Here is a 23590-nt window from a genome sequence, read left to right as displayed (position 1 = left end):
CCTTCAGCTTCGAAGCGGCGTGGGCCTACGGGCCACGTCGCTTCGGCGTTTGAACGACATTATCATCATCCTTCCGGGATGCCCGGCCACGGCGCGAGGCAGTCCTGCCCGTCGACGAGCGCCTCTTCGCCGTCCGGCTCGAGCCGCGTGCCGGGCTTGGTGTGCGCCGGCCATTTCTCCACCACTTCGTAGCCATCGAGCGAGAGGTACCGGCACCGGAGGAGCTCGTGATCCCGCTCGCCTTCATCGGGAACGGTGACGCGCACGCTTGTCACTTCGTGCCCGAGATATATCCCCGGTTCCGGCCAGATCGCGAGTACGGCTATCGCGGCTACTGCGAGGCCGGCTATCGCTGCAAATGTTCGTTTCATGATTTCCTCCTGTCTGTGAGCGCGCGCAGCGGCGCAGGCAGCTTCTTTTGTGCAGGTCCCGAAAGCAGGCCGCGCTGCGGCGCGGACTGACCGGACACGGTCTCGCAGGGAGCCGTCTGGAAGCTCGTACCGCAGCCATCATGGCAGCCGAAGAGCCGTGCGCCGTGCGGCAGCTTGCGTGTTCTGCCGGCGCACACGTTCGATCCGCAGCCGCTGCAGATTGTGAAACCGTCATCATCGTCGCAGCAGGGGCAGCGCCAGCCGGACAGATCGAACTCCTTCGCAGGGAAGGAGCGATCTTTCTGGTGGTAGCCGCCAGAGCCGGCACCGCCCTCGGCTGCGCGTACCTCCGCTATGCGGTAACGCAGAGCAGGGCTTTCTCGCGTAAACCGGACGGAGAAGGGGTTGCCGGTAACGGCGCAGCGGAACTGGAGAACGCGTTCATCCACGAGCCCTGTCTTGCTTCGCAGCGCTTGCAGGCGTGCCGCGAAAGCATCGCCAGATATGTTGGGGCTGTTCATCACTTCCATCCTTTCTGCGTTCGTATCAGCGCACGCGCCTCGTTGAGCCTCGTCGCAAGGCCGTTTGGTCCGGCCCGGTCGGGATGGACCTGCTTCATCAGTTCGCGGTAGCGCGTCTCGAATGCGCTCTGGTCGCACCCTGCAGGCAGGCCGAAGAGGGCGAAGGCCTCTTCGAGACTGCCGGGCGCTTCCGGCGTGCTCTGCTGCTTTTCGCCATCATCTTCGCCGTAGAAGGCGCGCCGGAATTCAGCATAGCTGCCATAGGCCTGGTAGAATTCCTCGCGGTAGCGCTGCCGTAGTGCGCGCTCCTCCCGCAGCCTTGCGAGCCAGCTCTCGCAGGCAGTTTTCAGCGGAAGGAACGGCGCGCTCACAACGAGCGCCAGCACGCCTCCGGCCTTTCGGAGCAGGCTGGTCGCGACGGCTGCGCCGCGATCGAGTACGAGGTTGCCGCTAAACAGCGAAAGGCCTGCGATCAGGAACAGGGCGCGGAGCGCCGTTCCGATCACAAGGAAGCTGAGCCCGTAAAGAACGCCAAGAGCGATAAGGCGGAACGGGCCGAATGCATCGAGGAGCGTGGCGAGCTGCTCGCCAAGGCCGAGCCATTCGGCGAGCAGCCAGGGCGCCGTGATGGCAAGAAGGCCGAAAACGAGCCCGCCGGTCACATCCGGGAAGTCGGATTCCGAGCGAAGCGGTTTCATTCGTAGTACCTCCCGCGCCAGGTGATGAGAGGACAGTCGGCACGCCGGATGCCGGGCCATTTGAAGTAGATGCGCTTGCGCGCGAGCGGCGTCTGGTACTGGCAGACGATCGACTGCCCTTGCTCGTACCAGCCCGCCGAGACCTTCGCGCCGGGTTCTGCCAGGAGGAGCCCGGCAAGAGCCGCCGCGTATATGAGCGTCGGGGCCGGCCGCATGACCCAGCCGAGGACCCGGAAGGTGCTGCCCCACAGGCTGCGAAGAGGCGCTGTCCAGCGGAGTGGCGGCGTTCCGGCGCGGTAAGGGTTCGGATTGAACAGGCCGCGGAGCTCGGCACGTTCCCAGTAAGGCGTCTTGAGCAGGACCATGGGTTTTAGATTTTCGATCATGGCGATCTGCCTGTTCGCCGGCATGATGAGCACTTCGTCGGGCGTGATCAGCGGACGCCGCGCCTGGCCTGCCGACTTCTTCCCGTCGGCGCTCCTTGTCTCGGTCGCGACCGTTCCGGCGCCGCAAAGGTCGGAGATCTGCTTCGCAGTCTCGAGATCGGATGCCGCGAGCCACTGCTTGAACGAGGCGTTCGACAGGAAGCTCTGCCACTGATCGCTGTAGATTTGCTTGAGCTGATTGACGTCCTGGATGATTGGCCAGAGCCAAACCCGGAACTTGCGCAAGGTGGCAAGGCCGGTCGCGATCCGGTCCATCCGTTTCATCGCCGGGAACTCGTCGAGGACGAACAGCACCTTCTCACGGGCGAGCGGCGCGCGCTGCATTTCCCAGAGCGCAACGGCTATGGCGAGACGCGCGTAGGCGGCGTGCGTGTCGAGATACTGAAGCGGTATGACGATGGCAACGACGCCGCCCGGTATGCGGGCACCGGCTTTTTGTCCTTTCAGGATCGAGAAGTCCGCGTTTGATCTGGCAAGCGCCGCCTTCATGACAGGGTCGTCGAGAAAGTTCGTGTCCTGCTTCATCGTCGAGACGATGGCGGAGAACTCTTCCGGCGCCTGCTCCTTGCGCCGTATCATCTGGTTGGCTTCACCAGCGATCAGTCCGCCTGCAGCCATGTTTTCGGCCATGGCGGCGACGACGGCATCCCAGACATTCGCGTCCGCCGTGATGAAGCTACGCAGCGTGATGAGCGTGCGCCGTTCGGCAGGCTCAGTCGTGACGATGTGCATGATGAAGGCGCGGATGGCATTCTGCGCTTCATCCTTGAAAAACGCTGCGCTGCCGCCGTCCTTCGGGCCGCGCGAGACGATCATCTCGGCGATCAGCGCGGCATCGCTCGAGAAGGTATCCGCATCCGGATCGAGGATATCGAGAGGATTGTATTCGTGGGAGGGAAGCGACCACGGCGCCTCGCTATGCAGCTTCCATGGGTTGAGGATTTGTACCTCGTAGCCCTTGGCGCGCCAGGCCTTGCTGGCGATGGCGGCGTTCTCGCCGCCCGGATCGCACAGGAAGATGAAGGGGTGACGCAGCAGGTTCGGGATGATGGCGCAGGTGCCCTTGCCGCGACCTGTCGGTGCGATCGTCAGGATGTGGCCGTCGCCGTCATAGTGGACGGGCAGAAGCCCGGTCCAGTCACCGGCGATGAGGCCGCGGTTCCGGAAGAGGCCCTTCGCGCTCGCCGACCAGACCGGCAGCCAGCCGGCTGACCCAAAGGTCTTGTCAGCTTTCTTCGTGCGCCAGCGGATCAGCGCTGCGAGGGAGACACCGGCAAGAAGATATGGAATGATCGTGCTCATGACCGGAAGCATCGGTCAGAGCCCCGGAGAAGTCCTGGTCACGGGCTGGTCAGAATGAACGAGCGCACCTAAATGGCGGGAGCCGGTACTGCCGAGAAGAATCGCTTCGACCGCGAAGACCGGGAGCGTATTCGCGATGCACTCATCGCTTACATGGAGGCGCGCAGTATCGGCGTACCGACACTGCAGAAAGAAATCGCAATCGCCAATGGCCTGACCCTTGACCGGATACCGCTGAGCACGCTGCAGCGCTTCCTTTCGAGCACGCACCGGACGAACGATGCGTTCGTCCGCTTCTGTCATAGCTTCGCGGCGAGCCTGCCGGTCAGCGACGCGCCCGGCCGGCTCGCGGGTGAGCTCGGCCTGTTTTACGCGGCCGGCGATGCCGGCCGGTCCGATGCGGCGGAAGGCGCGCAGGCGCTCCTTCCTCCCCGGCTGCAGGGCTTTGCGAGCGAAGCCCTGCTTCGCAAAGGGCAGGCTGATGTGGTCCAGGTCGGACGGACGAAGATCGTGAAGATGGGCGCCGACAGGGCCAGCATCCTTTATTCCGAGCTGGAGCGGAGCGGGACGAGGCAGACCAACGCGGTCACCGAGCGCGTCTTCAACTGGGCGCTTTCCGGAGACAAAGCGGACGACCCCGACGTTTGCCGCGCCTATGAAGGCGCGGCCGTGGTCTCCGGAAGCTCTGCCTTCTTCGTGCTTCGCAACCTGCTGACCCGCGCGCCGCGCACTTACGTGCTGACGATCGGCGACGACGGCGTGATGGCAGGCCGCAGCGCGGAGCCTGTCGGCGTATTCGAGATGCCCCGATCGAGCGGGACGGTCGAGAGCGTGGCGGTCCGGTTCGTGCCGGCCGAAGCGGGAGCATAAGGCGGGTCATGGCGGATCAAAAGCGACCCGGCGGCCCCGCTTCGAAATCAGGTTCGAAAGGCGCGCAGGCGCAAAATATGAACCTGCTTCGCGCCGCCTATGATGCCGATCTCGCATCCGTAAGGCTGGCACTTGAAGCGGGCGCGGATGTCGACGCGCGGGACCCGGAGACGGGTCTGACCGCGCTCCATATTGCTGTCGGCATGAACAATCTGCCGCTTGCCCAGATGCTCGTTGAGTCTTGGTCTGCGGGGTTCATGCCGGATCATAGCGGGCGATGGCCAACGGTCGTCGCCGCACAGTGCCGGGTAAAAGATGCCCTTGCCGACTTCATCGTCAACGAGGAATCGGCGTGGCTCGATCGCAACGGATTGCGGTAGCAGGCGTTGACCTATAACGGTTTCTGACGGCTCTGTTCGGAGCAGTTCGGGGCGATCCGACCATTATCTGAGCGTACCGTTTCAGCCCGGCTCATATCCCGTGTATCATGGGGGTATGAAGATTACAGAGCTGTGCAAGATGTGCGCGGTCATACCGCGCCATCTTGGCAAGGGGGCTCAGGAGCCGCCCCCGTTGCATCCCCCGCTGGCTGTGCTGCGACTGCGCAGCACAGGAACCGTTCCGCCGGTTCATCACGGTTCCGCGCCTGGCTTTGAGGCCATGCGCGGCAAAAGGGAGACGTCGCTCTCCCCTTTGATCCCCATCGACCGGAAGGAGAATTCTCTCTCCCTCCGGCCACCCACCGACCAGGACCGGGAGACATCCTCTCTCCCCCTGGACCGGCCCATAGGCCAGCGTTTCGCCGCTGGACCGCGCCCGGTACTTGCGCGTCCCGGACCCACGCTTCGCCCGCCTTACCGAACATCCGGAGATATCCGCGATGGCACGTAAGACGAGCGGCACGGAGACGCGGCAACGCAAAGCGGTCCTGCAGGCCCGCTTCACTTTCGCCGAGGCGACCGCCATCCGGATCAACGCGGACCGCGCCGGGATGAGCGTTGGTGCCTATCTCCGCGCCGCCGTTCTGGAGACAGAGCCTCCCCGTGCCACCCGGCGGCCGACGGTCAACCACAAGGCGGTTGCCCGGCTGCTCGGAGAGCTTGGACGCGTCGCCGAGGCCTTCCGGCAGGCGGCTGATGCCGCCGATCAGCGCGAGTGTCACGCGCTGATCGATGCGGCGACCCGGGACCTCTCCGAGCTGCGCACGGTGTGCTTCGAGGCTCTCGGGCGCGAGCCGTGATCCTCAAGGGCAACCAGCGCTCAGGCGGGGAAGACCTCGCCAGCCATCTGATGAACATCTACGACAATGACGCGATGGAGCTGGCTTCGGTCCGTGGGACGATCGCGCAGGACCTGCACGGCGCCTTCGCCGAGTTCGAGGCGATGGCGACCGGCACCCGCTGCAAGCAATCCCTTTACAGCCTGTCGATCAATCCGTCCGAGCCGATGAGCCGCGCGCAGTACGAAACGGCCATCGAGCGGATAGAAGACAGGCTGGGCCTGAACGGGCAGCCGCGGGCCGTCGTCTTCCATGTCAAGGAAGGCCGCGAGCACTGCCACGTCGTCTGGTCGCGGATTGACACGGTCCAGATGAAGGCCGTCCAGCTCTCCCATGACCGGCAGAAACTGCGGTCGGTCGCGCAGGAGCTTGCGCAGGAGTTCGGGCACGAACTCCCGGACGGCCTTGCAAAGAACCGCGGCGCGCAGCGCTACGACCAGATCGATCAGGCGGTGAAGACGGCCGAGCTGGCACAGGCCGAGCTCTCTGGCCTCGATGCGACGCACCGCCGCGCCGAGATCACGGCCGCCTATGAGGGCAGCGATAGCGCGCAGTCCTTTGTCGATGCGCTCTGGGAGCGCGGCTATCAGCTCGCCCGCGGCGACAAGCGCGGTTTCGTCGTCGTCGACCGGGCCGGCCAGGTGCACAGCCTTGCCCGGCAGGTGAACGGCGCGCGGGCAAAGGACGTGCAGGCGCGGCTTTCCCCGCTCACGCCCGACGACCTCCCGACCGTCAAAGAGACCCGCGAGCGTATCCGGCAGGAGATCGAGGACGAGGCACTCGATCATCACCGCGCCCCGCACGTGAAGCGCTCGCCGGAAGAGCTGAAAGCCCGGCAGGCGGAGCGCCGCGGCAAGCTGCTCGCCGAGCGGCAAGAGCTCGAGCTACGGCAGCGTCAGGAGCGGATGAGCCTGCACACGGCGCAGAAGAAGGAAGCGGAGAGGCCATTCGCGCGGGCGGCGTCAGCTGTGCTGGCGCTGTTCGGCCGCGTGCCGGTGCTTCGCAGCGTGCTGGCGCCGCTTTACCGCAACACGAACCTCAACATGGCGGAGCGGCACCGGCTCGAGGAGGAGGCGCTCTCCCGCCGCTACGGCCGCGAAAACGCGAACCTCGTGCGCCGGGAGCAGGCGCTCGGCCGTGTCGAGGCGCGGGAGAACCGCTCGCTTGCCCGTGATCAACGGCGCGTCGCCCAGCATGAGGAGCTGCAGCAGCGAAAAGCAGCCGGTGAGAAGCTTGGCCAGGTCGCTGAAAACGCAGCGGACGTGACCCGGCCGCGTACGGACGAGCAGCCGAAGCAGAAGGCGGCCGACAAGCAGGCGGCGCGGCCGCGCCGGCCGCGTGGTTACGGGCTCCGGCGCGATCCATAAGAAAGCGCCGCCTGATGGCGGCGCTCGGCTGGTTCAGAAGAAGAGCGGAAGGATCAAGCCGGTAGCGACTCCGGCGAGATACCATTTCCACCACGGTATCGTGCGAACCGCGGGCTTGCTGGCGACCGGAGGCTTTGCCGGGCGGACGGGTAGAGAAGTCGGCCAGACGGGCAGAGGCGGAGGCGGGGCCGGTCGCGCCTTCTCGCGACGCCGTGCCTCTGCCGCGGCGGCCTTTTCCCGAGCACGTGCTTCAAGTGCGAGAGTGTTGGCGAGCGTTCCGGTTTGCATGCCGATCCTGCCGAGATAGTCCTGCATGATCAGGTCGCCGGTGGTATTGTCGGGGAAGTTCATTGTCCTGCTCCGTGTCCAGTGCTGATCTGGTCTCAGCATGACGGGGTGGATGGCCACCGTCCTGGTCACGAGCTGGTCATAATGGCTCCACCTGACATTCCCGCTTGCCCATCGAAGCCCCTTTGGGCATTATGCCCAAAATAGCTATTTTGGGCGCTCCGTTCTTGAAATCTATGTCAGCCAAGGATGCCAAGAACAGCTTCGGGATGCTGATCGACCTTGCGCGCGCGGAGCCCGTCACCATCGAGAAGCACGGCAGGCCGGTGGTCGTGGTGATGAGTGTGGAAGAGTACGAGCGCTTGTCGGACCGGCCGGTCGAGAAGCCGGACGACAAGCTGGCACCGAAAGAGAGCTAAGGGCAGGCCGTAGTGCCGTTGGGGGAAAAGTGGCGAAGAAGAGCGTTGAAATCCAGAACCTAAGCGGGTTCATCTGGTCCATAGCCGAGATTCTCCGGGGGGACTTCAAGCAGTCGGAGTACGGCAAGGTCATCCTTCCGTTCGTCGTGATGCGCCGCCTTGACTGCTTGCTCGAAGCATCGAAGGACGGCGTGCTCTCTGCAGCCGAGACGCTTCCGGAGGGCATCGACGACGCGACGCGCGACATGATCCTGTTCGGCGCAGTCGGTGACAATGTCCGCGTTTACAACCTTTCGCGTTTCACCTTCGATAAGTTGAAAGGTCAGGAACCGGCGCAGCTGCATTCGAATCTCGTCGACTACCTCACCAAGTTCTCCGCGAACGTGCGGGACATCTTCCTTGATAAATTCCTGTTCACCGACCAGCTCAAGCGCCTCAAGGACGGCGGCATATTGTGGCCGGTATTCGAGCGCTTCTGCGAAATCGACCTGCACCCGGACAAGGTCTCGAACGTCGAGATGGGATACCTGTTCGAGGAGCTCATCCGCCGATTTTCGGAAATCTCGAACGAGACGGCCGGTGAGCACTTCACCCCGCGTGAAGTGATCCGCCTAATCGTCGACCTGCTGATCGCGAATGATGACACCAAACTGACCGGCCGCGGCATTATCCGGCAGGTTTACGACCCGGCATGTGGCACCGGCGGCATGCTGGCCCTGACGGAAGAGGCACTCAAAGACTTCAACCCGTCTATCCGGGTCGAACTGTTTGGCCAAGAGCTCAATGGCGAGTCGTTCGGCATCTGCAAGTCCGACATGCTTGTCACGGGTCACGACCCCGAACAGATCGCTTTCGGCAACACGCTGACCCAGGACGCGCACAAGGGCAAACGTTTCCACTACATGCTTTCCAATCCTCCCTACGGCGTGGACTGGAAGAAGTATCAGGACCCGATCAAGACCGAGGCTGAGACGCTCGGCTTTGACGGGCGCTTCGGCGCGGGTACGCCGCGCATCTCCGACGGTCAGCTGCTCTTCCTGCAGCACATGATTTCGAAGATGCGCGATGACGAAGCCGGCTCGCGCATCGGTATCGTCATGAACGGCTCGCCGCTCTTTACGGGTGGGGCCGGGTCCGGCGAGAGCGAAATCCGCCGATGGATGCTGGAGAAGGACTGGGTCGAGGCGATCGTTGCTCTCCCGACCGACCTCTTCTACAACACCGGTATCCAGACCTATGTATGGCTTCTGACGAACCGAAAGCCGGAGAACCGCCGCGGCAAGGTCCAGCTGATTGACGCGTCGAGCGAACGGTTTTGGAGTTCGATGCGCAAGTCTCTCGGCTCCAAACGCCGAGAGATTCCTGACGAGGCGCGGGCCGAGATCGTCCGGATTTACGCCGGCATGCTCAACGGCAACGGGGAGTATGGAGAGTTCTCCAAAATCTTCGACACCGCCGACTTCGGCTACCGCGAAATACGGGTCGAGCGGCCATTGCGGCTTAACTTCCAAGCGAGCCAGGAGCGCATTGCCCGGCTGCGCGATGAGAAGGTAATTCAAAGACTCTCCGAGGACGAGCGTGAAGAGATTGAGGTCGTGCTGCTCGGCATGGGCGAGACGTTGTTCAAGAATCGCGACGCTTTTGAGAAGGCGCTGAACAAGGCGCTCAAGGCCAAAGGCGTTAAGATCGGCGCGCCTGCACGCAAGACGATTTTGTCCGCACTTTCCGAGCGGGACGAGGAGGCGGACATCTGCACCGACAAAGATGGGAATCCGGAGCCGGACATGGAGCTCCGCGATCACGAGCTGGTGCCACTGAAAGAGGACTGGCGCGACTATTTCGCGCGTGACGTCACCCCCTTTGTGCCGGGCGCCTGGGTGGATGAGAGCTATCGTGATGCCCGCGACGGTGAGATTGGCCGCGTTGGATTTGAGATCAATTTCAACCGCTATTTCTACCGCTACGTGCCGCCGCGCCCACTGGAGGAGATCGACGCCGAGTTGAGGGCGCTCGAGGCTGAAATCGCTGGGCTTCTGAAGGAGGTGGCGGCGTGACCGGACGTATCATCGACAGTTTTCCGCAAACGAGGCAATTGCCAGTTCGTGCGGTCAGACTGGGCCTAAGGGCACGCATATTTTCCGGGGGAACGCCAGACAAGAGCAATCTTGATTTCTGGACTGACGGAGATCTGCCTTGGATTGGATCGGGTGAAGTAAACCAAAAAACTATAACTGTCCCTACCGCCTACATTACCAGAGAAGCCGTTCGCGGAAGCGCGACAAGGCTATTTCCCGCTATGACCGTCGCGATGGCTTTGGCTGGACAGGGTAAGACCAAAGCGATGGTCGCAACTATGGGTACCGCCGCGTATGGCAACCAATCTCTTGCCTGCATTGCAGACTACGACGGAGATAGTAAGTTTTTGTTTTGGTGGCTAACCAGCCTCTACCGTGAAATTAGAGGTCTTTCTAGTCAGGACACACGTGACGGCCTTAACCAAGCTATGGTTGGGCAAATTCCCGTGCCAGACTTTGAGCTCGAAACACAGAGAGCCATCGCAAGCTTTCTCGACCACGAGACTGCTCGTATCGACCAGTTGATCGAGAAAAAATTACGTCTGGTAGAGCTTCTTGTAGCGAAACAGGAGACTTATCGCGATACGGCTGTCTGCAAGGGGCTGGTTGAGCAGGTGCTGTACAAGGAAAGCGGTGTCGATTGGTTCGGCCAAGTTCCTGAACACTGGGCGGTTTGCAGGTTCAATCGGTTGATTTCTTCCAAGGTGGATTATCGTGGACGCACTCCGGAAAAGGTCGATGATGGGGTTTTTTTGGTCACTGCCCGAAACATTCGGCCGGGTAAGATTGATTACGAGCGATCTCAGGAGTTCACGACCCAAGAAGATTGGGACAAGCTGAGCGCTCGTGGGAAGCCGAGCATTGGTGATGTGCTTTTTACCACCGAAGCGCCGTTGGGAAACGTTGCCCAAGTCGATCGCACCGATGTGGCATATGCGCAGAGGATAATGAAATTCAGAGCTAATGAAAGACTCGTCTCCAATAACTTCCTTGCCGAACTTATGATGTCGGCATCGTTTCAACGGTCCCTAAATCTTTATGCGTCCGGCTCTACGGCCTCTGGAATTAAGAGTGAGCGCTTCGCCCATCTTTTCGGGCTTATTCCTCCTCCGGATGAGCAAGAAGAAATCGTCCGCGCGATCAGAGAGCACATCAAGCGCGTGGACGCTGTAATCGAACCTCTTCAGCGATCCATCGATCGCTCTCGCGAGTTCCGTTCGGCGCTGATCACCGCAGCTGTAACCGGCCAGATCAATGTGGCGAGCTGGTGCAAGCGGGGTGAGACCGATCGCCGTCTTGATCAGATTCAGGAGGCGATGAGCGCATGAGGGAGATACTTGGCAAGGCGAAGACGGTTCGCGAGCTCCTGAAGGGGGTGAAGTACTCGATTGATTACTATCAGCGCGAGTACAAGTGGGGCGAGAAGCAGGCCTCGGAGCTGATTGATGACCTGACAGGCAAATTCCTGGAGGAGTACCAGCCGGGACATGCGCGCAAGCAGGTGGCGGAGTATCCGCACTACTTTCTCGGCTCGATCATCATCAGCAAGAAGGACAGCGCGAGCTACATCGTCGATGGGCAGCAGCGTCTCACGAGCCTGAGTCTGCTCTTGATCCTGCTGCGCAACCTGCAGCGCGGGCGCGCCGATCAGGTCAATATCGACGAGCTGATCGTCTCGGAGAAGTTCGGCGACAAGTCGTTCAACCTCGACGTCGATGAGCGCAACCCGTGCATGGAAGCGCTCTTTGAAGGAACACCATTCGATCCTTCGGACCGGTCGGAATCGGTCCAGAACCTCTTTGCCCGGTATCAGGATATGGAGGCTGCGTGGCCGGAGGAGCTACGGGAAGAGGCGCTGCCGTACTTCATCGACTGGCTGCTCGAGAATGTGCACCTCGTCGAGATCACCGCCTACTCGGATGATGACGCCTACACCATCTTCGAGACGATGAATGACCGCGGGCTCTCGCTGAGCCCGACGGACATGCTCAAAGGCTACCTGCTCGCGAACATCGATGAGAAGAAGCGCATCTCCGCCAATCAGCGATGGCGCGACCGGATATTGGAGCTGAACGAGGCCGGAAAGGAAGTCGAGGCGGACTGCTTCAAGGCGTGGCTGCGCAGCCAGTACGCGACGAAGATACGTGAGCGCAAGAAGGGCGCGAAGCCCGAGGATTTCGACCGCATCGGCACGGAATTTCATCGCTGGCTGCGCGATGCCAGCGCGTCTGTCGGGCTGAAGAGCACGGAGGATTTCTTCCGGTTCATCGACCGGGATTTTGATTTTTACGCGAAGCAGTATCTGCGGCTGATGGAGGCCTCCCGGCAGCGTGTGAAGGGGCTGGAGCACGTCCAGTACAACGCGCAGCACGGCTTCACCCTGCAGTACATGCTGATCCTTGCGCCGCTGAAGCCGGATGACGACCCGGCAATCGTCGATGCCAAAATCAGGATCGTTGCGCGCTTCGTCGATGTGCTGCTCGCCTGGCGCCTCTGGAACTTCCGCAGCATCGCCTATTCGACGATGCAGTACGCGATGTTCCTGGTCATGCGGGACATCCGCGGGCTTGAGGCGGGACCGCTCGCTGAGCGGCTGGTTAAGCAGCTGCAGGACGAGACGGAGAAATTCGCCAGCAACGAACGGCTGCGCGTCCATCAGCAGAACCGCTACGCGATCCACCGGTTACTGGCGCGCCTAACCGACTATGTCGAGACCCAGTCGGGGCAGAGCTCCCGCTATCAGGAGTACATTGCCGACGGGCCGGGTCGTTATGAAGTCGAGCATATCTGGGCTGACCATCCCGAGCGGCACACGGACGAGTTCTCCCATCCTTCCGACTTCGCTGAGCACCGCAACCGGATCGGCGGGCTGCTGCTGCTGCCAAAATCCTTCAATGCCAGCTACGGCGATCTTCCCTATGGAGAGAAGCTGAAGCACTACCGGACGCAGAACCTGCTCGCGCATTCGCTCCACCCGGACTGTTACACCCACAACCCGGGTTTCCTGCGCTTGGTGAACGAAGGCGAGCTGCCGTTCCGGGCGCATCCGGAGTTCAAGAAGGCGGACATTGAGGAGCGCGGGCAGCTTTACAGAATGCTGGCCGAACGAGTGTGGGACCCGGCGGCGCTGCTGAGCGAGGTCCCGCAATGAACGAGCAGAGCACGCGCAGCGGCGCATCCATTCACAAAGAGATCGTGCTTGAAGATCACTTGGTCAGCCAGCTGATCGCGGGCCAGGGATATGTGCTGCGCGCGCCGGAGAGTCTTGACCGGGCTTCCGCCCTCGACCCCGAGTTCGTGGTGCGGTTCCTGCGGGATACGCAGCCAGACGAGTGGGCAAAGCTCGAGGCGCATTACTCGGGTTCGGCAGAGGCCGAGCTGTTCAAGAATCTCGAGAAGGCGCTGAAGACCCGTTCGACGCTCGACGTGCTGCGAACGGGCATCAAAATGATTCCCGGCATCAAATTCTCGCTTTGCTACTTCCGGCCGGCGAGCGCGCTGGAGCCGAAGCGGGTTCAGGAGTACGAGGCCAACATCCTGTCCGTCATGCGGCAGGTGCGCTACAGCCTCAAATCAGAGAACGCGATCGACGTGGTGCTGTTCGTGAACGGCATCCCGGTCGCAACGCTCGAGATCAAGAACCTCCTGACCGGCTCGACGTTCAGGCATGCCGAGCGGCAGTACCGGTCCGACCGCTCGCCTGCGGGCGAGCCGCTGCTGACCTTCAAACGTGGGGCGCTCGTTCACTTCGCGCTCGATGAGGACAATGTCTCGATGACGACCCGCCTTGCCAATGGCAAGACGCGCTTTTTGCCGTTCAACCGCGGCCGGAGCGGGGGCGCCGGTAACGAGGAGATCGAGGACGAGTTCCGGGTGGCCTACCTGTACCGCGATGGCGAATGGGGGAAGGCGATCTTCTCGCGGGAAGTCCTGCTCGATGTGATCGGGCGCTTCATGCACCTGGAGAGCAATGAGCGGGAGGAGACGATGATCTTCCCGCGGTTCCAGCAGCTCGACGCCGTGCGCCGGATCATGGCGCACGCGCGGACATTCGGGCCGGGGCACAACTACCTGATCCAGCACTCCGCAGGCTCCGGAAAATCGAACACCATCGGCTGGGCCGCGCACCACGCCATCAACCTGCACGACGAGAACGACCAGCAGGTATTCAACACCGCGATCATCGTAACGGACCGGATCGTGCTCGACCGGCAGCTCCAGAACACGGTTGCGCAGTTCGAGCAGACGCAGGGCGTGGTTAAGAAGATCGATGGCACATCGCGCCAGCTTAAAGACGCGATCGCCAAGGGTGCCCGCATCATCGTCACCACCATTCAGAAATTCTCGACAGAGCACCTGAAAGAGATTTCAGGGCAGGGGAAACGGCGGTTTGCCGTCATTGTCGACGAGGCGCATGGCAGCCAGTCCGGCAAGTCCGCTCAGGCGATGACGGAAGCGCTGACCCGCGAGGCGACTTCGAGCGATGACATCGAGGACATCATCGCCGAGTACCAGAAGCAGCGCGGACCGCAGGCGAATATCAGCTTCTTTGCATTCACCGCGACGCCGCGGAACGTGACGCTGGAGCGGTTTGGCGTGAAAGGGGCGGATGGCCTGCCGCACCCGTTCCATCTCTACTCGATGCGGCAGGCGATCGAGGAAGGCTTCATTCTGGACGTGCTCCAGAACTACATGACCTACAAGGCGTACTACCAGCTCGAGAAAGCGATCGAGGACGACCCGGAACTTAGCGGTCGGCGCGGCCAGCGTAGCGTTGCCCGGTTCGCCTCCCTGCATCCCACGGCCATAGGGCAGAAGGTCGAAGTGATCGTCGAGCACTTCCGCCGGCACGTCATGGGCGAGCTCGGCGGGCAGGCGAAGGCGATGATCGTGACGCAGAGCCGCGAGCATGCGCTGCGCTATTACTTCGGCGTGCGGGACTACATCAAATCGAGGGGCTACGCGGAACTGAAGGCGCTTGTCGCGTTCTCCGGCGACCTGAAGGTGGACGGCGAGACCTACACCGAAGCCGAGGTCAACGGCTTCGCCGAGACCGAGTTGCCGGGGCGCTTTGACGGGTTCAAGCCCGACGGCACGCCTTACCCCGACATCTACCAAATCCTGATCGTCGCGGAGAAGTACCAGACAGGCTTCGACCAGCCGAAGCTCTGCGCGATGTATATCGACCGTAAGCTTGCGGGCCTGCAGGCCGTGCAGACGCTCTCGCGCCTGAACCGGACGAAGGCTGGAAAGGAGCGGACCTACATCCTCGATTTTCAGAACACCATGGAGGACATTCAGGCGGCGTTCCGGCCGTACTTTGAGGCGACGAGCCTTGAGGCGATGTCCGACCCGAACCAGGTTTACGAGCTCGAAGGGCGGCTGCTGCAGTTCGGCTATCTCGACAAGGCCGAGATCGAGCGGTTTGCCGAAACCTTCTACAAAGGCCCGCTCGATAGCAGCGACCGCGCAAGGCTTGAAGGGCTTGTCCGTCACGCGGTGGCGCGGTTCGAGGCGGAGGATGACGACGGCCAGCAGGAGGAGTTCCGGCAACTGCTTCGGAGCTATATGCGCTTCTACAGCTTCGTCGCGCAGGTCATCCGGCTCGAGGATACCTGGCTGGAAAAACTCTATTCCTATGCGTCGTGGCTTTCGCGCCTGCTGCCGAACCGGCAGCTGCCGCCCGAGATAGAGATCACGGACGAGATGCTCCGCCTTCAGGCCTTCAAGGTCGTGCAGAAGGAAGAGGGCAGCGCCGCGCTGTCGCCGGGCCAGAGCGATCCGCTGCAGGCGATCAGCGGCTTTGGCGCCAATCCCTACACCGAAGACGAGAGACGCGAGCTTTCCGAGATCGTGAAGGCCTTCAATGACCGTCACGGCACCGAGTTCACCGAAGCCGACATGATCCGCTTCGAGCAGGTCACCCACGAGGTCCTCACCGAGGACATGACCGAGATGCTCCGCAACAATCCCCCAGATGTCGTCTATGCCGCCTTCCGGGATGCCTTCTTTCAGGGCGCGATCCGGATGTTCCAGCGTGACAACGAGATGCGGAACATCGTGCTGACGGATGCGCAGGCCCGCGAGCAGGCGACAAGGCATTTTTTCAACAGAGCTTTACGCGAGACGCGCGAACAAGCTCCTTAGAACATCCCGGGGGACGCAATGCCGATCGATTTTTCAGACATGCTGGATGACGAAAGCGAGGAGGTACTTCACCCTCGCGACATTTTCTTCACGCTTGATCGTGCCCCTGGCTTCTCCTTTCCTCGCGATATCCAGACCGAGGTCATGAACCGATGGTTCAACGAAAGAGAGAAGAAGGACAGCGTCATCAAGCTCAACGTGGGCAGCGGGAAGACCTTGGTCGGCCTGCTACTTCTCCAAAGCTCACTAAACGAAGGCAAAGGGCCGGCGCTTTACGTTGCCCCTGACCGGCAGCTAGCTCAGCAGGTGATCCGGGAGGCCGAAGCATTGGGTCTGGAGGTGACGGATGACCCACGAGACGCCGACTATGCCGCGGGAGAGAAAATTTGCGTTATCAACGTTTACAAGCTCTTCAATGGTCGCTCTGTCTTCGGTGTCGGTGCGGCCAAGATCGACATCGGAACAGCGATAATCGATGACGCTCATGCGTGCGTGGCGACCATCGCGGATCAGTTCAGGATCAGCCTCCCGAATAGCCACGGGGCGTACCACGACATTCTGCGGGCTCTCTCCGAGGACCTTCGAGCTTACAACGAGGCTCGTTTTCTAGAGATCGAAGCCGGAGACCCAAGGGCGCATGTCGAAGTCCCGTTCTGGTCGTGGCAGGCCCGCCATTCCGAAATTTTGAAGGCGCTTCACGCGCACAGCTGTACAGACGATCTACAATTCATCTATCCATTGCTGAAGGAAATTCTGCGTCAGTGCCGATGCGTGATCGGTGGTCAGCGGCTTGAGATCGAACCGTATTATCCTGCAACCGATTTGATTCAATCGTTTCGGAGGGCGAAGAGGCGAATATACATGACGGCCACGCTGGCGGATGACAGCGTGCTGGTTACGCACTTTGGAGCTGATCCGAATACGATCGCTAAGCCGATTGTGCCTTCGTCATCGCAGTCGATGGGGGAGCGCATGATACTGATGCCGCAAGAGCTGAACTCAGACCTCACGACGAGCGATGTTCGCCAGTTGCTCGGAGACTTGTCCGAAACAGTTAACGTCGTAGTTATCGTTCCATCAAAGCCGGCATCGGAAGAATGGGAAGATGTGGCAGATCAGGTGCTTGTAGGCGACAAGGTCGTCGATGGCATCAACAAGCTCCGGAGCGGCCATGTCGGTCTGACTGTCCTTGTAAATCGCTACGACGGTATCGACCTCCCCGGCGACGCTTGCCGTGTTTTAGCTATCGCAGACCTTCCGGAAGTTAATTCATACGCTGACCTTGTGGACAGCGAAGTGCTAAGTGGTTCAGCCGTCAACCTACGGAGACAGGTTGAGCGCATTGAGCAAGGAATGGGGCGGGGCGTGAGGTCCAATGATGACTACTGCGCCGTACTGCTGCTTGGGGCGAAGCTAACAACCCGAATCAGGTCGCCGGAGGGGCAGGCGATGCTGACTCCAGCCACCAAGGCGCAGCTGGAACTGTCGCGCCGAATTGCTCGACGCCTTACAAGTCCTTCGATCGAGGAGATAAAGGAAGTCATCTTGCAGTGCCTTGGCCGAGACGCTGACTGGATCAAGATCAGCAAGAAAGTTCTTGTCAGCTTGAAAGCTGATGACGAGCTGCGTCTTGACCCGGCCAAAGTCGCACTTCGAGGCGCCTTTGACTGTGCGCGATCCAACCAGGATAAGAACGCCATTGACCTTTTGGACCGTGCCATCGACGAAACGACCGACGAGCAGGTGAAAGCGTGGCTTCTTTCGCGAAAAGCTGCTTTCCAGCACCCGATGGATGCGGAGGGCGCGCAGAGGACATTGCTTGCAGCTCATTCAATGGAGCCACGGGTCACAAAACCCCTTCATGGCGCGAGTTACAAGAAACTAGCGCCAGCTACCGGCCAGCAAGCCGCAACCCTTATCGCAAACCATCAAAGCCGTTTCATGGACTCAACGGCGATGAAGCTCTTCGCCAACGAACTTTGTCACGACCTGCAATTCCAGCCGGACACGGCGGATAAGTTTGAGGCAGCTGTCAACGATCTTGCCTGGTTCATTGGCATCCGAGGTCAGAGGCCTGAGAAGGAATATAAGGAAGGTCCGGACAACCTTTGGGCGCTGCCGAATGGCACCTTCCTCGTTATCGAATGCAAGAACGGAGTGACTGCAGAGAGCGGGGTCGCCAAAAAAGATGCCGGACAGCTCGGTCAATCTATTGCGTGGTTCAAAAACCGCTATCCAGCTTCTGTAGCTGTTCCGGTCATGATCCACCCGGACCGAACGCTTGGCCAAGGAGCAAGCGGGATCGAGAACATGCGGCTGATCGGTCCTACGCATCTCGGAAAGCTGCGAAAGAACCTTCAGACTTTCGCAACCCAGCTTGTCGACCCGGATGTGGCGGCGAATGCCACCGAGGTAGCAAGAAGGTTAGTGCAGTTTGAGCTTAGTGCCGATGCATTCATAAGTTCATTCTCCGCGACTCCAAAGTAGATAAAGAGGAAAACCAAGCAGTCGTGCGCAAAAATCGGACTTCGTGCTTAGGAATACCGAGCCAATCGCTCAGTATTACATAAGAAAGCGATTTGTCATTAAGCGCGTCAGGTGATAATCTAGAGGGATATGCGCCGGTGCCGATTTGCTGTAAAAAGTCATGGCCGGCCACGCTGGCACTCGGAGCCGGCTAGAGTAGGGAAGATGACCGCGTCGAAGCACCTCATAGCCTTGTTGCGCAGCCATATCGATGGCGACAACGAGCAGTTTCTGTCCGTAGCGATGCAGGTCGCTGCGCATGAGGCGCGGCTTGGCCATGGCACGCTTGCGCAGCAGCTGCGCGACATTGTCGACGAGGCGCGCATGCGCAAGGCTACAAGGAGCAACCGGCCTGTGCCGCTTGCCCAGCCGAAAGGCGATCTCGCGGCGCTGATCTCCGCCAGCTACTCGGACACGCGGCTTTCGAGCATGGTGTTGCCGGAGGCGCTGTCGCAGCGCCTGAAGCGGATCATCACCGAGCAGCGTCAGCATCACCGTCTGCTGGAGCACGGGCTACGGCCGCGGCGTAAAATTCTGCTCGTTGGACCGCCCGGTTCCGGGAAAACAATGACCGCGGCAGCGCTCGCGGGCGAACTGACGCTGCCGCTCTTCACGGTGGTGTTCGAGTCGCTGATCACGCGCTTTATGGGCGAGACGGCCTCGAAGCTGCGCCAGGTGTTCGACGCTATGGCCGAGACGCGCGGCGTCTACTTCTTCGACGAATTCGATGCAATCGGCGCCCGAAGGGCCGAGCGGAATGATGTTGGTGAAATACGGCGCGTGCTGAATTCGTTTCTCCAGTTTTTGGAAAAGGATGACACGGACAGCCTGATCATCGCAGCGACCAATCACCCGGAGCTGCTCGATCCAGCGCTTTTCCGCCGGTTCGATGACATCATTCATTATGGTCTGCCGGACCCCGATATTTCGGGCGGTATTCTGAAAGCGCGGCTCTCAGGCTTTGACACCAAAGGCATGCGCTGGAAGGAAATCATTGAAGCAAGCGCAGGGCTCAGCCAGGCGGAGATTGCGCGGGCCGCAGAGGAGGCTGCCAAGCGCGCCATTCTTGACGATCGCACAACAGTGACGCGGCAGGACCTTCTGGCAGCGATCAGCGAACGAAAAACATCAACCTCGCACTAAAAGGCGCTGATTATGGCCGACAACGAACAGCGCCAGCTTCCGCACGTCTATCTTTCAGGGCATGGAGACAGGGAGGATTTTACCTCGCCCCGCAGCGGCGGCGGTAGCGGCGGCTTGCCGCCGCGCGATCGCGCGGAACATGCAAAGCATCTCGAGGATATGCTCACGACGGCTGTCGCTGCGGCCGAAGAGCAGATTGCAGCCCGCGATCCGGCGGTCGCGGCAGGCAAGCCGGGTTTCTATCTCGAGATTGAGGTTCCGCGCAGCCAGCAGGCCGTACTCGACAACCTCGAGTACCGGCGCGGCGAGGACCGCATCGAACTCGTTGCGGCCAAGCCCTCGCGTGAGAACCCGGATATCATTCAGGCAACCGTGTTCGTCCCGGAATCAAAGCGCGAGTATTATCTCGGCAAGGTGCGGACTTATGCCGAAGAGGACAATGTCCGCTACGAGAAGGATGAGAACGGCAATAACCGCCTCGATGAGAACGGGAACCCGGTTGAGAAATCGCGCCGCCCGAAGAACGAGGCTCTGGTAGCCTCCATCGAGGCAGCGCGGCTCGCGCAGGCGGCTTCCCTGTACACCGACGACCAGCGTCTGTTTCCTCAAGCGGGGCAGGAAGCCTGGTGGGAAATCTGGCTGCGAACCGAGGCGCATGCCACTTTCACGCACGCAGCGGCAGCGCTCAACATTCCTGTCAAAGAGCATAGGGTCACCTTCGCAGAACGTGAGGTCCTGCTGGCGCGTGCAACGCCGGAGGTGCTTGGCCGCATCATCGCAAACACCGACGCTATCGCCGAGCTGCGCCTTGCCCGCGATACGCCCGCGGTGTTCATGGAGATGGACGGGGGGGAGCAGACAGAATGGTCAGACGAGCTGGTCGATCGCCTCGTCTTGCCGGACGGCAATGCGCCCGCCGTTTGCATCCTTGATAGCGGCAGCACGATCCGGCATCCGCTGATCACGCAGGCGCTTGACCCGCAGGACCATCAGGCCTGGCGTGCGGACTGGAACGCTGAGGATGTCGGCGCGCAGTGGCGCGGCCACGGTACGCAAATGAGCGGCATCGCACTATACGGTGATCTCACGGACGCGATCGTCGGCAACGGGCCGCTCGAGCTCTTTCATCGCCTCGAGTCGGTGAAGATACTACCGGACCACGGGGCGAACGATCCCGATCTTTACGGGCATATAACCGCGGCGGCCATGGCGCGGGCCGAGGTGCAGGCGCCTGACAGGCGCCGTGCCTTCTGCCTTGCCGTGACGAGTGATGGGGATTACTGGCGTGGCCGCCCGTCATCATGGTCTGCGAAGATCGATGATCTCGCCTATGGCGAGGGAACCGATCAGCGCCTCATCGTGATCTCCGCCGGGAACATTGGCTCCTATTATCCTGCCACTGAATATCTCGACCAGAATGATGTGTCAGGCATCGAAAGCCCGGCGCAGGCGTGGAACGCGATAACTGTCGGCGCGATGACCGAGAAATGCACCATCACGGATGTGACCTTCGCGGGGTGGCAGGTGATGGCGCCCGCCGGCGATCTTGCTCCGTGCAGCCGCACTTCCGTCCCTTGGCACCAGGAATGGCCGATCAAACCGGATGTCGTCTTCGAGGGCGGCAATCATGGCATCGATCCGGCTACCGGGAGCGGTGACCATCTTGATGATCTCGCCTTGCTGACAACCTTCAACCGGCCGGAGGAGCGGGCCTTCACCGTTACCGGGGACACGAGCGCCGCTACGGCTGCCGTCTCCCGTATTGCAGCCATCGTTCTCGCGGATCAACCGGAGCTGTGGCCCGAGACCATTCGCGGGCTCATCGTACATTCGGCCCGCTGGACGCCCGCTATGCTTGCCTGTCTGCCGGCCAATCCCATCCAGTCAAACCAGCGTCTCCTGCTACGCCGCTACGGGTACGGCCAGCCCGATCTCGGAAGAGCGCTGCGGAGCCTGAGCAATGACGTCACGCTCGTGATCGAGTCAGAGCTGCAGCCCTATGAGGCCGAAGGCTCGTCCGTGAAGAGTCGGGACATGATGCTTCATGATCTGCCCTGGCCGGCTGATGCGCTCGGTGCGCTCGGCGAAGCGATGGTCGAGATGCGCGTCACGCTCAGCTATTTCATAGAGCCCAATCCGGGCGAGCGCGGCTGGACGCGCCGCCACCGCTATGCCGGTCATGGCCTGCGCTTTGCCGTGAAGCGGGCAGAGGAGAGCTTCGATAGGTTCCGCCGGCGCGTGAACGCGGCCGCTCGCGACGAAGACGAGCAGGTGGCCGGAGGCGGGAACGACGATGGCTGGGTACTCGGGCCGCGGCTGCGGGATCGCGGTTCCCTTCACGCGGACATCTGGCGGGGTACGGCGGCCGACCTGGCGAACCGGAACGGCATTGGTATCTACCCGGTCGGCGGCTGGTGGCGCGAAAAGCCGAAGCTCGAGCGCGCAAATCGCACCGTCCGCTACGCGCTGATCGTTACGCTAAGGGCCGAAGCTGACGTCAATCTTCATGCCGAGATTATGAACGAGGTCGGGATCGAGGTTGATATCGATACGGGAGGCGCTTGAGCCCGGTCGCAGCAGATATTGAGGAGCTGAAGAGGATGACGGGGGAACGCGCAGCATTGTTACTCAAGCTCAAGGCGCTCAAGCCGGAGCTGACCGCGCGGCTGAAGCTGTCGGACTTGCGGGCGTTCGATCCGGTCGCGATCGGCATGGCAGGGCCGGACAGTATCGGCGTGCTGGTCGCTTACGCGGAAACACCCAGCCTGTTCGATATCTCCGCCTTGCAGAACGAGCTGGAGAGCAGCCTCGATGCAAAAGTCCACCTGGCTGTTGATGGGATGATCGAGCCTGCCTGGGAAAGCCGCATTCGTCGGGCTGCCATGGACATCTGACTGCCCGCCGTTCCGTGCAGTTATTCTATTGTTCGCATCTGAATCTGATTTCTATTCCAGGCGCGTCCGGCAACTGCTTGAGGCGGCGTGGTGACGCTATGCCGGACCGGGCTCTAGGCGCAGGAATGCGCCCGGAGCTTCTGCCCCCCCGTGCGGGCAGCGATCTCCGCCCATCCGGGTGACGATCCCTCGCGCTGAGACCGGTCAGCGCTTCGCGCCGGCATCGTGTGTTGAGAAGGGGCCAGGGAAGGCGCCGCCTTCCCTCCCTTTCGGCACGCCTTCTACCTCATGACAGGGCCGCGTCCGCTTTGCGCATCAGTGTGATGCGCGCGGCCGGCAGCCCGGTCATGCCCGAACCCGTACCGTCCCGGACCCATCCGCTCTCGGCGAGGGCCAAGGTTGCATGCGCAACCCATGCCTTCATTCCCGTGAATGGAGGGGAAAGGATCGACAATGAAACTTCTCACCAGACCACAGCGCGAAGCGCTGCTACGCAACGGCCGTGAGCGGCTTGCCGCGCAGGAGCGCGGCGAGGACGAGCCGGATGTCTATCCGGTTGTCAAGCTGTTCACGCCCGATGCCGCCTGCACATGGCTGCTCTCTGAACTCGACCCCGAGAACGAGGACATAGCCTTCGGGCTCTGCGATCTCGGCTTCGGAACGCCTGAACTCGGCAGCGTCAGTCTGTCGGAGCTTGAAGCCGTGCGCGGCAGGCTCGGCCTTCCGGTTGAGCGCGACCGCCATTTTAGCCCCGCCAAGACCTTGAGCGCATACGCCGCCGAAGCGGCAGGGCGCGGCTGCGTCCGCGCCTGACCATCCACTCTCAAAAACCAACCAAGGAGGAAACCATGACCATTCAATCCGTATCGCTTGCCGCCATCCAGCCGCCGCAGGCCAATCCCCGCAGCCGTTTTGATGCCGCCAGCTGTCGGGCGACACGACTAACTGACCCCCTTGGCGCCATGAGGAACTGACCCCCTGCCGTCGAGCAGGAGGTCGCGATGGACGACGCATGGATGCACAGATGCCCCCAGGAGCAGATTGCACGGGGGCTGGAGATGAAGGAGCCGGACGAGGTCTCGGCGATGCTGTCGCTGAAGGCGCTCGGGTGGGGCTCGAAGCGGATCGCGGCGGAGCTGGGGTGCTCGCGGAACACGGTTCGGCGCTGGTTGAGAGCCGGTGGATGGCGGCCGCCGACATCGCCGTCGCGCTCGAAGAAGCTGGACGGGCTCGAGGACTGGATC

Annotated in this window: 20 protein-coding genes; 15 read left to right on the top strand and 5 right to left on the bottom strand. The window is 61.6% G+C overall.

The genetic code is table 11. From position 1 onward, the window contains the following. Positions 1 to 65: 65 nt before the first annotated feature. The 4 genes from G407_RS0120210 to G407_RS28950 are packed head-to-tail and all read right to left on the bottom strand — an operon-like array spanning position 66 to position 3338. Entirely contained in the window at positions 66 to 371 is a 306-nt protein-coding gene (locus tag G407_RS0120210) for a hypothetical protein (RefSeq protein ID WP_156917658.1), read from the bottom strand. Then, positions 368 to 892 (bottom strand): hypothetical protein, encoded by a 525-nt coding sequence (locus G407_RS31870; protein ID WP_156917657.1) that lies wholly within the window; start codon positions 890 to 892, stop codon positions 368 to 370. Before G407_RS31870 ends, G407_RS0120210 begins: the two co-directional genes overlap by 4 nt. Then, on the bottom strand, positions 892 to 1590 hold the full coding sequence (locus G407_RS0120205) for a J domain-containing protein (RefSeq protein WP_029032280.1): 699 nt from the start codon (positions 1588 to 1590) through the stop codon (positions 892 to 894). The genes G407_RS31870 and G407_RS0120205 overlap by 1 nt, the downstream gene beginning before the upstream one ends. Further along, the gene (locus tag G407_RS28950; protein ID WP_052341659.1) at positions 1587 to 3338 is read right to left on the bottom strand and encodes a type IV secretory system conjugative DNA transfer family protein; all 1752 of its coding nucleotides are present in this window, start codon (positions 3336 to 3338) and stop codon (positions 1587 to 1589) included. The genes G407_RS0120205 and G407_RS28950 overlap by 4 nt, the downstream gene beginning before the upstream one ends. A gap of 72 nt (positions 3339 to 3410) precedes the next feature. On the opposite strand from G407_RS28950, the gene G407_RS0120195 reads away from it, so the two are divergent. From G407_RS0120195 to G407_RS28940, 4 genes are all read left to right on the top strand, one after another. Beyond that, positions 3411 to 4208 (top strand): hypothetical protein, encoded by a 798-nt coding sequence (locus G407_RS0120195; protein ID WP_029032279.1) that lies wholly within the window; start codon positions 3411 to 3413, stop codon positions 4206 to 4208. Positions 4209 to 4216: 8 nt separating this feature from the next. Then, complete coding sequence (locus tag G407_RS28945) at positions 4217 to 4588, top strand: ankyrin repeat domain-containing protein (RefSeq protein ID WP_052341657.1); 372 nt, start codon at positions 4217 to 4219, stop codon at positions 4586 to 4588. A gap of 500 nt (positions 4589 to 5088) precedes the next feature. Continuing rightward, positions 5089 to 5448 (top strand): plasmid mobilization protein, encoded by a 360-nt coding sequence (locus tag G407_RS0120185; RefSeq protein ID WP_029032278.1) that lies wholly within the window; start codon positions 5089 to 5091, stop codon positions 5446 to 5448. Further along, complete coding sequence (locus G407_RS28940; RefSeq protein WP_052341656.1) at positions 5445 to 6854, top strand: relaxase/mobilization nuclease domain-containing protein; 1410 nt, start codon at positions 5445 to 5447, stop codon at positions 6852 to 6854. The genes G407_RS0120185 and G407_RS28940 overlap by 4 nt, the downstream gene beginning before the upstream one ends. Positions 6855 to 6887: 33 nt before the next feature. Here G407_RS28940 and G407_RS31865 read toward each other — a convergent pair whose 3' ends face one another. Further along, positions 6888 to 7205, bottom strand: coding sequence for a hypothetical protein (locus G407_RS31865; protein WP_156917656.1), 318 nt, complete (start codon positions 7203 to 7205; stop codon positions 6888 to 6890). Positions 7206 to 7309: 104 nt separating this feature from the next. Here G407_RS31865 and G407_RS0120175 point away from each other — a divergent pair, with 104 nt between their 5' ends. From G407_RS0120175 to G407_RS32755, 11 genes are all read left to right on the top strand, one after another. Then, complete coding sequence (locus G407_RS0120175) at positions 7310 to 7561, top strand: type II toxin-antitoxin system Phd/YefM family antitoxin (protein ID WP_245259138.1); 252 nt, start codon at positions 7310 to 7312, stop codon at positions 7559 to 7561. A gap of 29 nt (positions 7562 to 7590) precedes the next feature. Further along, a complete protein-coding gene (locus G407_RS0120170; RefSeq protein WP_084327668.1) occupies positions 7591 to 9615 on the top strand; it encodes a type I restriction-modification system subunit M in 2025 nt (674 codons plus the stop codon). After that, entirely contained in the window at positions 9612 to 10964 is a 1353-nt protein-coding gene (locus G407_RS31315; RefSeq protein WP_084327667.1) for a restriction endonuclease subunit S, read from the top strand. The genes G407_RS0120170 and G407_RS31315 overlap by 4 nt, the downstream gene beginning before the upstream one ends. Further along, positions 10961 to 12787, top strand: a complete 1827-nt coding sequence (locus tag G407_RS0120160) for a DUF262 domain-containing protein (protein WP_029032275.1) — start codon at positions 10961 to 10963, stop codon at positions 12785 to 12787. The genes G407_RS31315 and G407_RS0120160 overlap by 4 nt, the downstream gene beginning before the upstream one ends. Beyond that, positions 12784 to 15783, top strand: coding sequence for a type I restriction endonuclease subunit R (locus tag G407_RS0120155; RefSeq protein WP_029032274.1), 3000 nt, complete (start codon positions 12784 to 12786; stop codon positions 15781 to 15783). The genes G407_RS0120160 and G407_RS0120155 overlap by 4 nt, the downstream gene beginning before the upstream one ends. Before the next feature lie 18 nt (positions 15784 to 15801). After that, positions 15802 to 18270, top strand: coding sequence for a DEAD/DEAH box helicase (locus G407_RS31310; protein WP_084327666.1), 2469 nt, complete (start codon positions 15802 to 15804; stop codon positions 18268 to 18270). 204 nt (positions 18271 to 18474) lie between these two features. Beyond that, positions 18475 to 19452: an AAA family ATPase gene (locus tag G407_RS0120145; protein WP_029032273.1), complete on the top strand. Its 978-nt coding sequence runs from the start codon at positions 18475 to 18477 to the stop codon at positions 19450 to 19452. Between the two features lie 12 nt (positions 19453 to 19464). Then, positions 19465 to 22017 (top strand): S8 family peptidase, encoded by a 2553-nt coding sequence (locus G407_RS28935; RefSeq protein ID WP_043540261.1) that lies wholly within the window; start codon positions 19465 to 19467, stop codon positions 22015 to 22017. Next, positions 22014 to 22346 (top strand): hypothetical protein, encoded by a 333-nt coding sequence (locus G407_RS0120120; RefSeq protein ID WP_156917655.1) that lies wholly within the window; start codon positions 22014 to 22016, stop codon positions 22344 to 22346. Before G407_RS28935 ends, G407_RS0120120 begins: the two co-directional genes overlap by 4 nt. Positions 22347 to 22799: 453 nt before the next feature. Further along, entirely contained in the window at positions 22800 to 23159 is a 360-nt protein-coding gene (locus G407_RS0120115; protein WP_029032269.1) for a DUF2958 domain-containing protein, read from the top strand. Between the two features lie 188 nt (positions 23160 to 23347). Further along, positions 23348 to 23590: helix-turn-helix domain-containing protein (locus G407_RS32755; protein ID WP_043540327.1), on the top strand; the 243-nt coding region annotated here is incomplete at its 3' end.

The organism is Salinarimonas rosea DSM 21201 (assembly GCF_000429045.1).
GTDB lineage: Bacteria > Pseudomonadota > Alphaproteobacteria > Rhizobiales > Beijerinckiaceae > Salinarimonas > Salinarimonas rosea.
This window is presented reverse-complemented; position numbering and strand designations above follow the sequence as displayed.

What these genes read in the sequence shown, in the direction of transcription:
- G407_RS0120210 (WP_156917658.1), bottom strand. Translation starts at nt 371, where the DNA reads ATGAAACGAACATTTGCAGCGATAGCCGGCCTCGCAGTAGCCGCGATA.
- G407_RS31870 (WP_156917657.1), bottom strand. Translation starts at nt 892, where the DNA reads ATGAACAGCCCCAACATATCTGGCGATGCTTTCGCGGCACGCCTGCAA.
- G407_RS0120205 (WP_029032280.1), bottom strand. Translation starts at nt 1,590, where the DNA reads ATGAAACCGCTTCGCTCGGAATCCGACTTCCCGGATGTGACCGGCGGG.
- G407_RS28950 (WP_052341659.1), bottom strand. Translation starts at nt 3,338, where the DNA reads ATGAGCACGATCATTCCATATCTTCTTGCCGGTGTCTCCCTCGCAGCG.
- G407_RS0120195 (WP_029032279.1), top strand. Translation starts at nt 3,411, where the DNA reads ATGGCGGGAGCCGGTACTGCCGAGAAGAATCGCTTCGACCGCGAAGAC.
- G407_RS28945 (WP_052341657.1), top strand. Translation starts at nt 4,217, where the DNA reads ATGGCGGATCAAAAGCGACCCGGCGGCCCCGCTTCGAAATCAGGTTCG.
- G407_RS0120185 (WP_029032278.1), top strand. Translation starts at nt 5,089, where the DNA reads ATGGCACGTAAGACGAGCGGCACGGAGACGCGGCAACGCAAAGCGGTC.
- G407_RS31865 (WP_156917656.1), bottom strand. Translation starts at nt 7,205, where the DNA reads ATGAACTTCCCCGACAATACCACCGGCGACCTGATCATGCAGGACTAT.
- G407_RS0120160 (WP_029032275.1), top strand. Translation starts at nt 10,961, where the DNA reads ATGAGGGAGATACTTGGCAAGGCGAAGACGGTTCGCGAGCTCCTGAAG.
- G407_RS0120155 (WP_029032274.1), top strand. Translation starts at nt 12,784, where the DNA reads ATGAACGAGCAGAGCACGCGCAGCGGCGCATCCATTCACAAAGAGATC.
- G407_RS31310 (WP_084327666.1), top strand. Translation starts at nt 15,802, where the DNA reads ATGCCGATCGATTTTTCAGACATGCTGGATGACGAAAGCGAGGAGGTA.
- G407_RS0120145 (WP_029032273.1), top strand. Translation starts at nt 18,475, where the DNA reads ATGACCGCGTCGAAGCACCTCATAGCCTTGTTGCGCAGCCATATCGAT.
- G407_RS28935 (WP_043540261.1), top strand. Translation starts at nt 19,465, where the DNA reads ATGGCCGACAACGAACAGCGCCAGCTTCCGCACGTCTATCTTTCAGGG.
- G407_RS0120115 (WP_029032269.1), top strand. Translation starts at nt 22,800, where the DNA reads ATGAAACTTCTCACCAGACCACAGCGCGAAGCGCTGCTACGCAACGGC.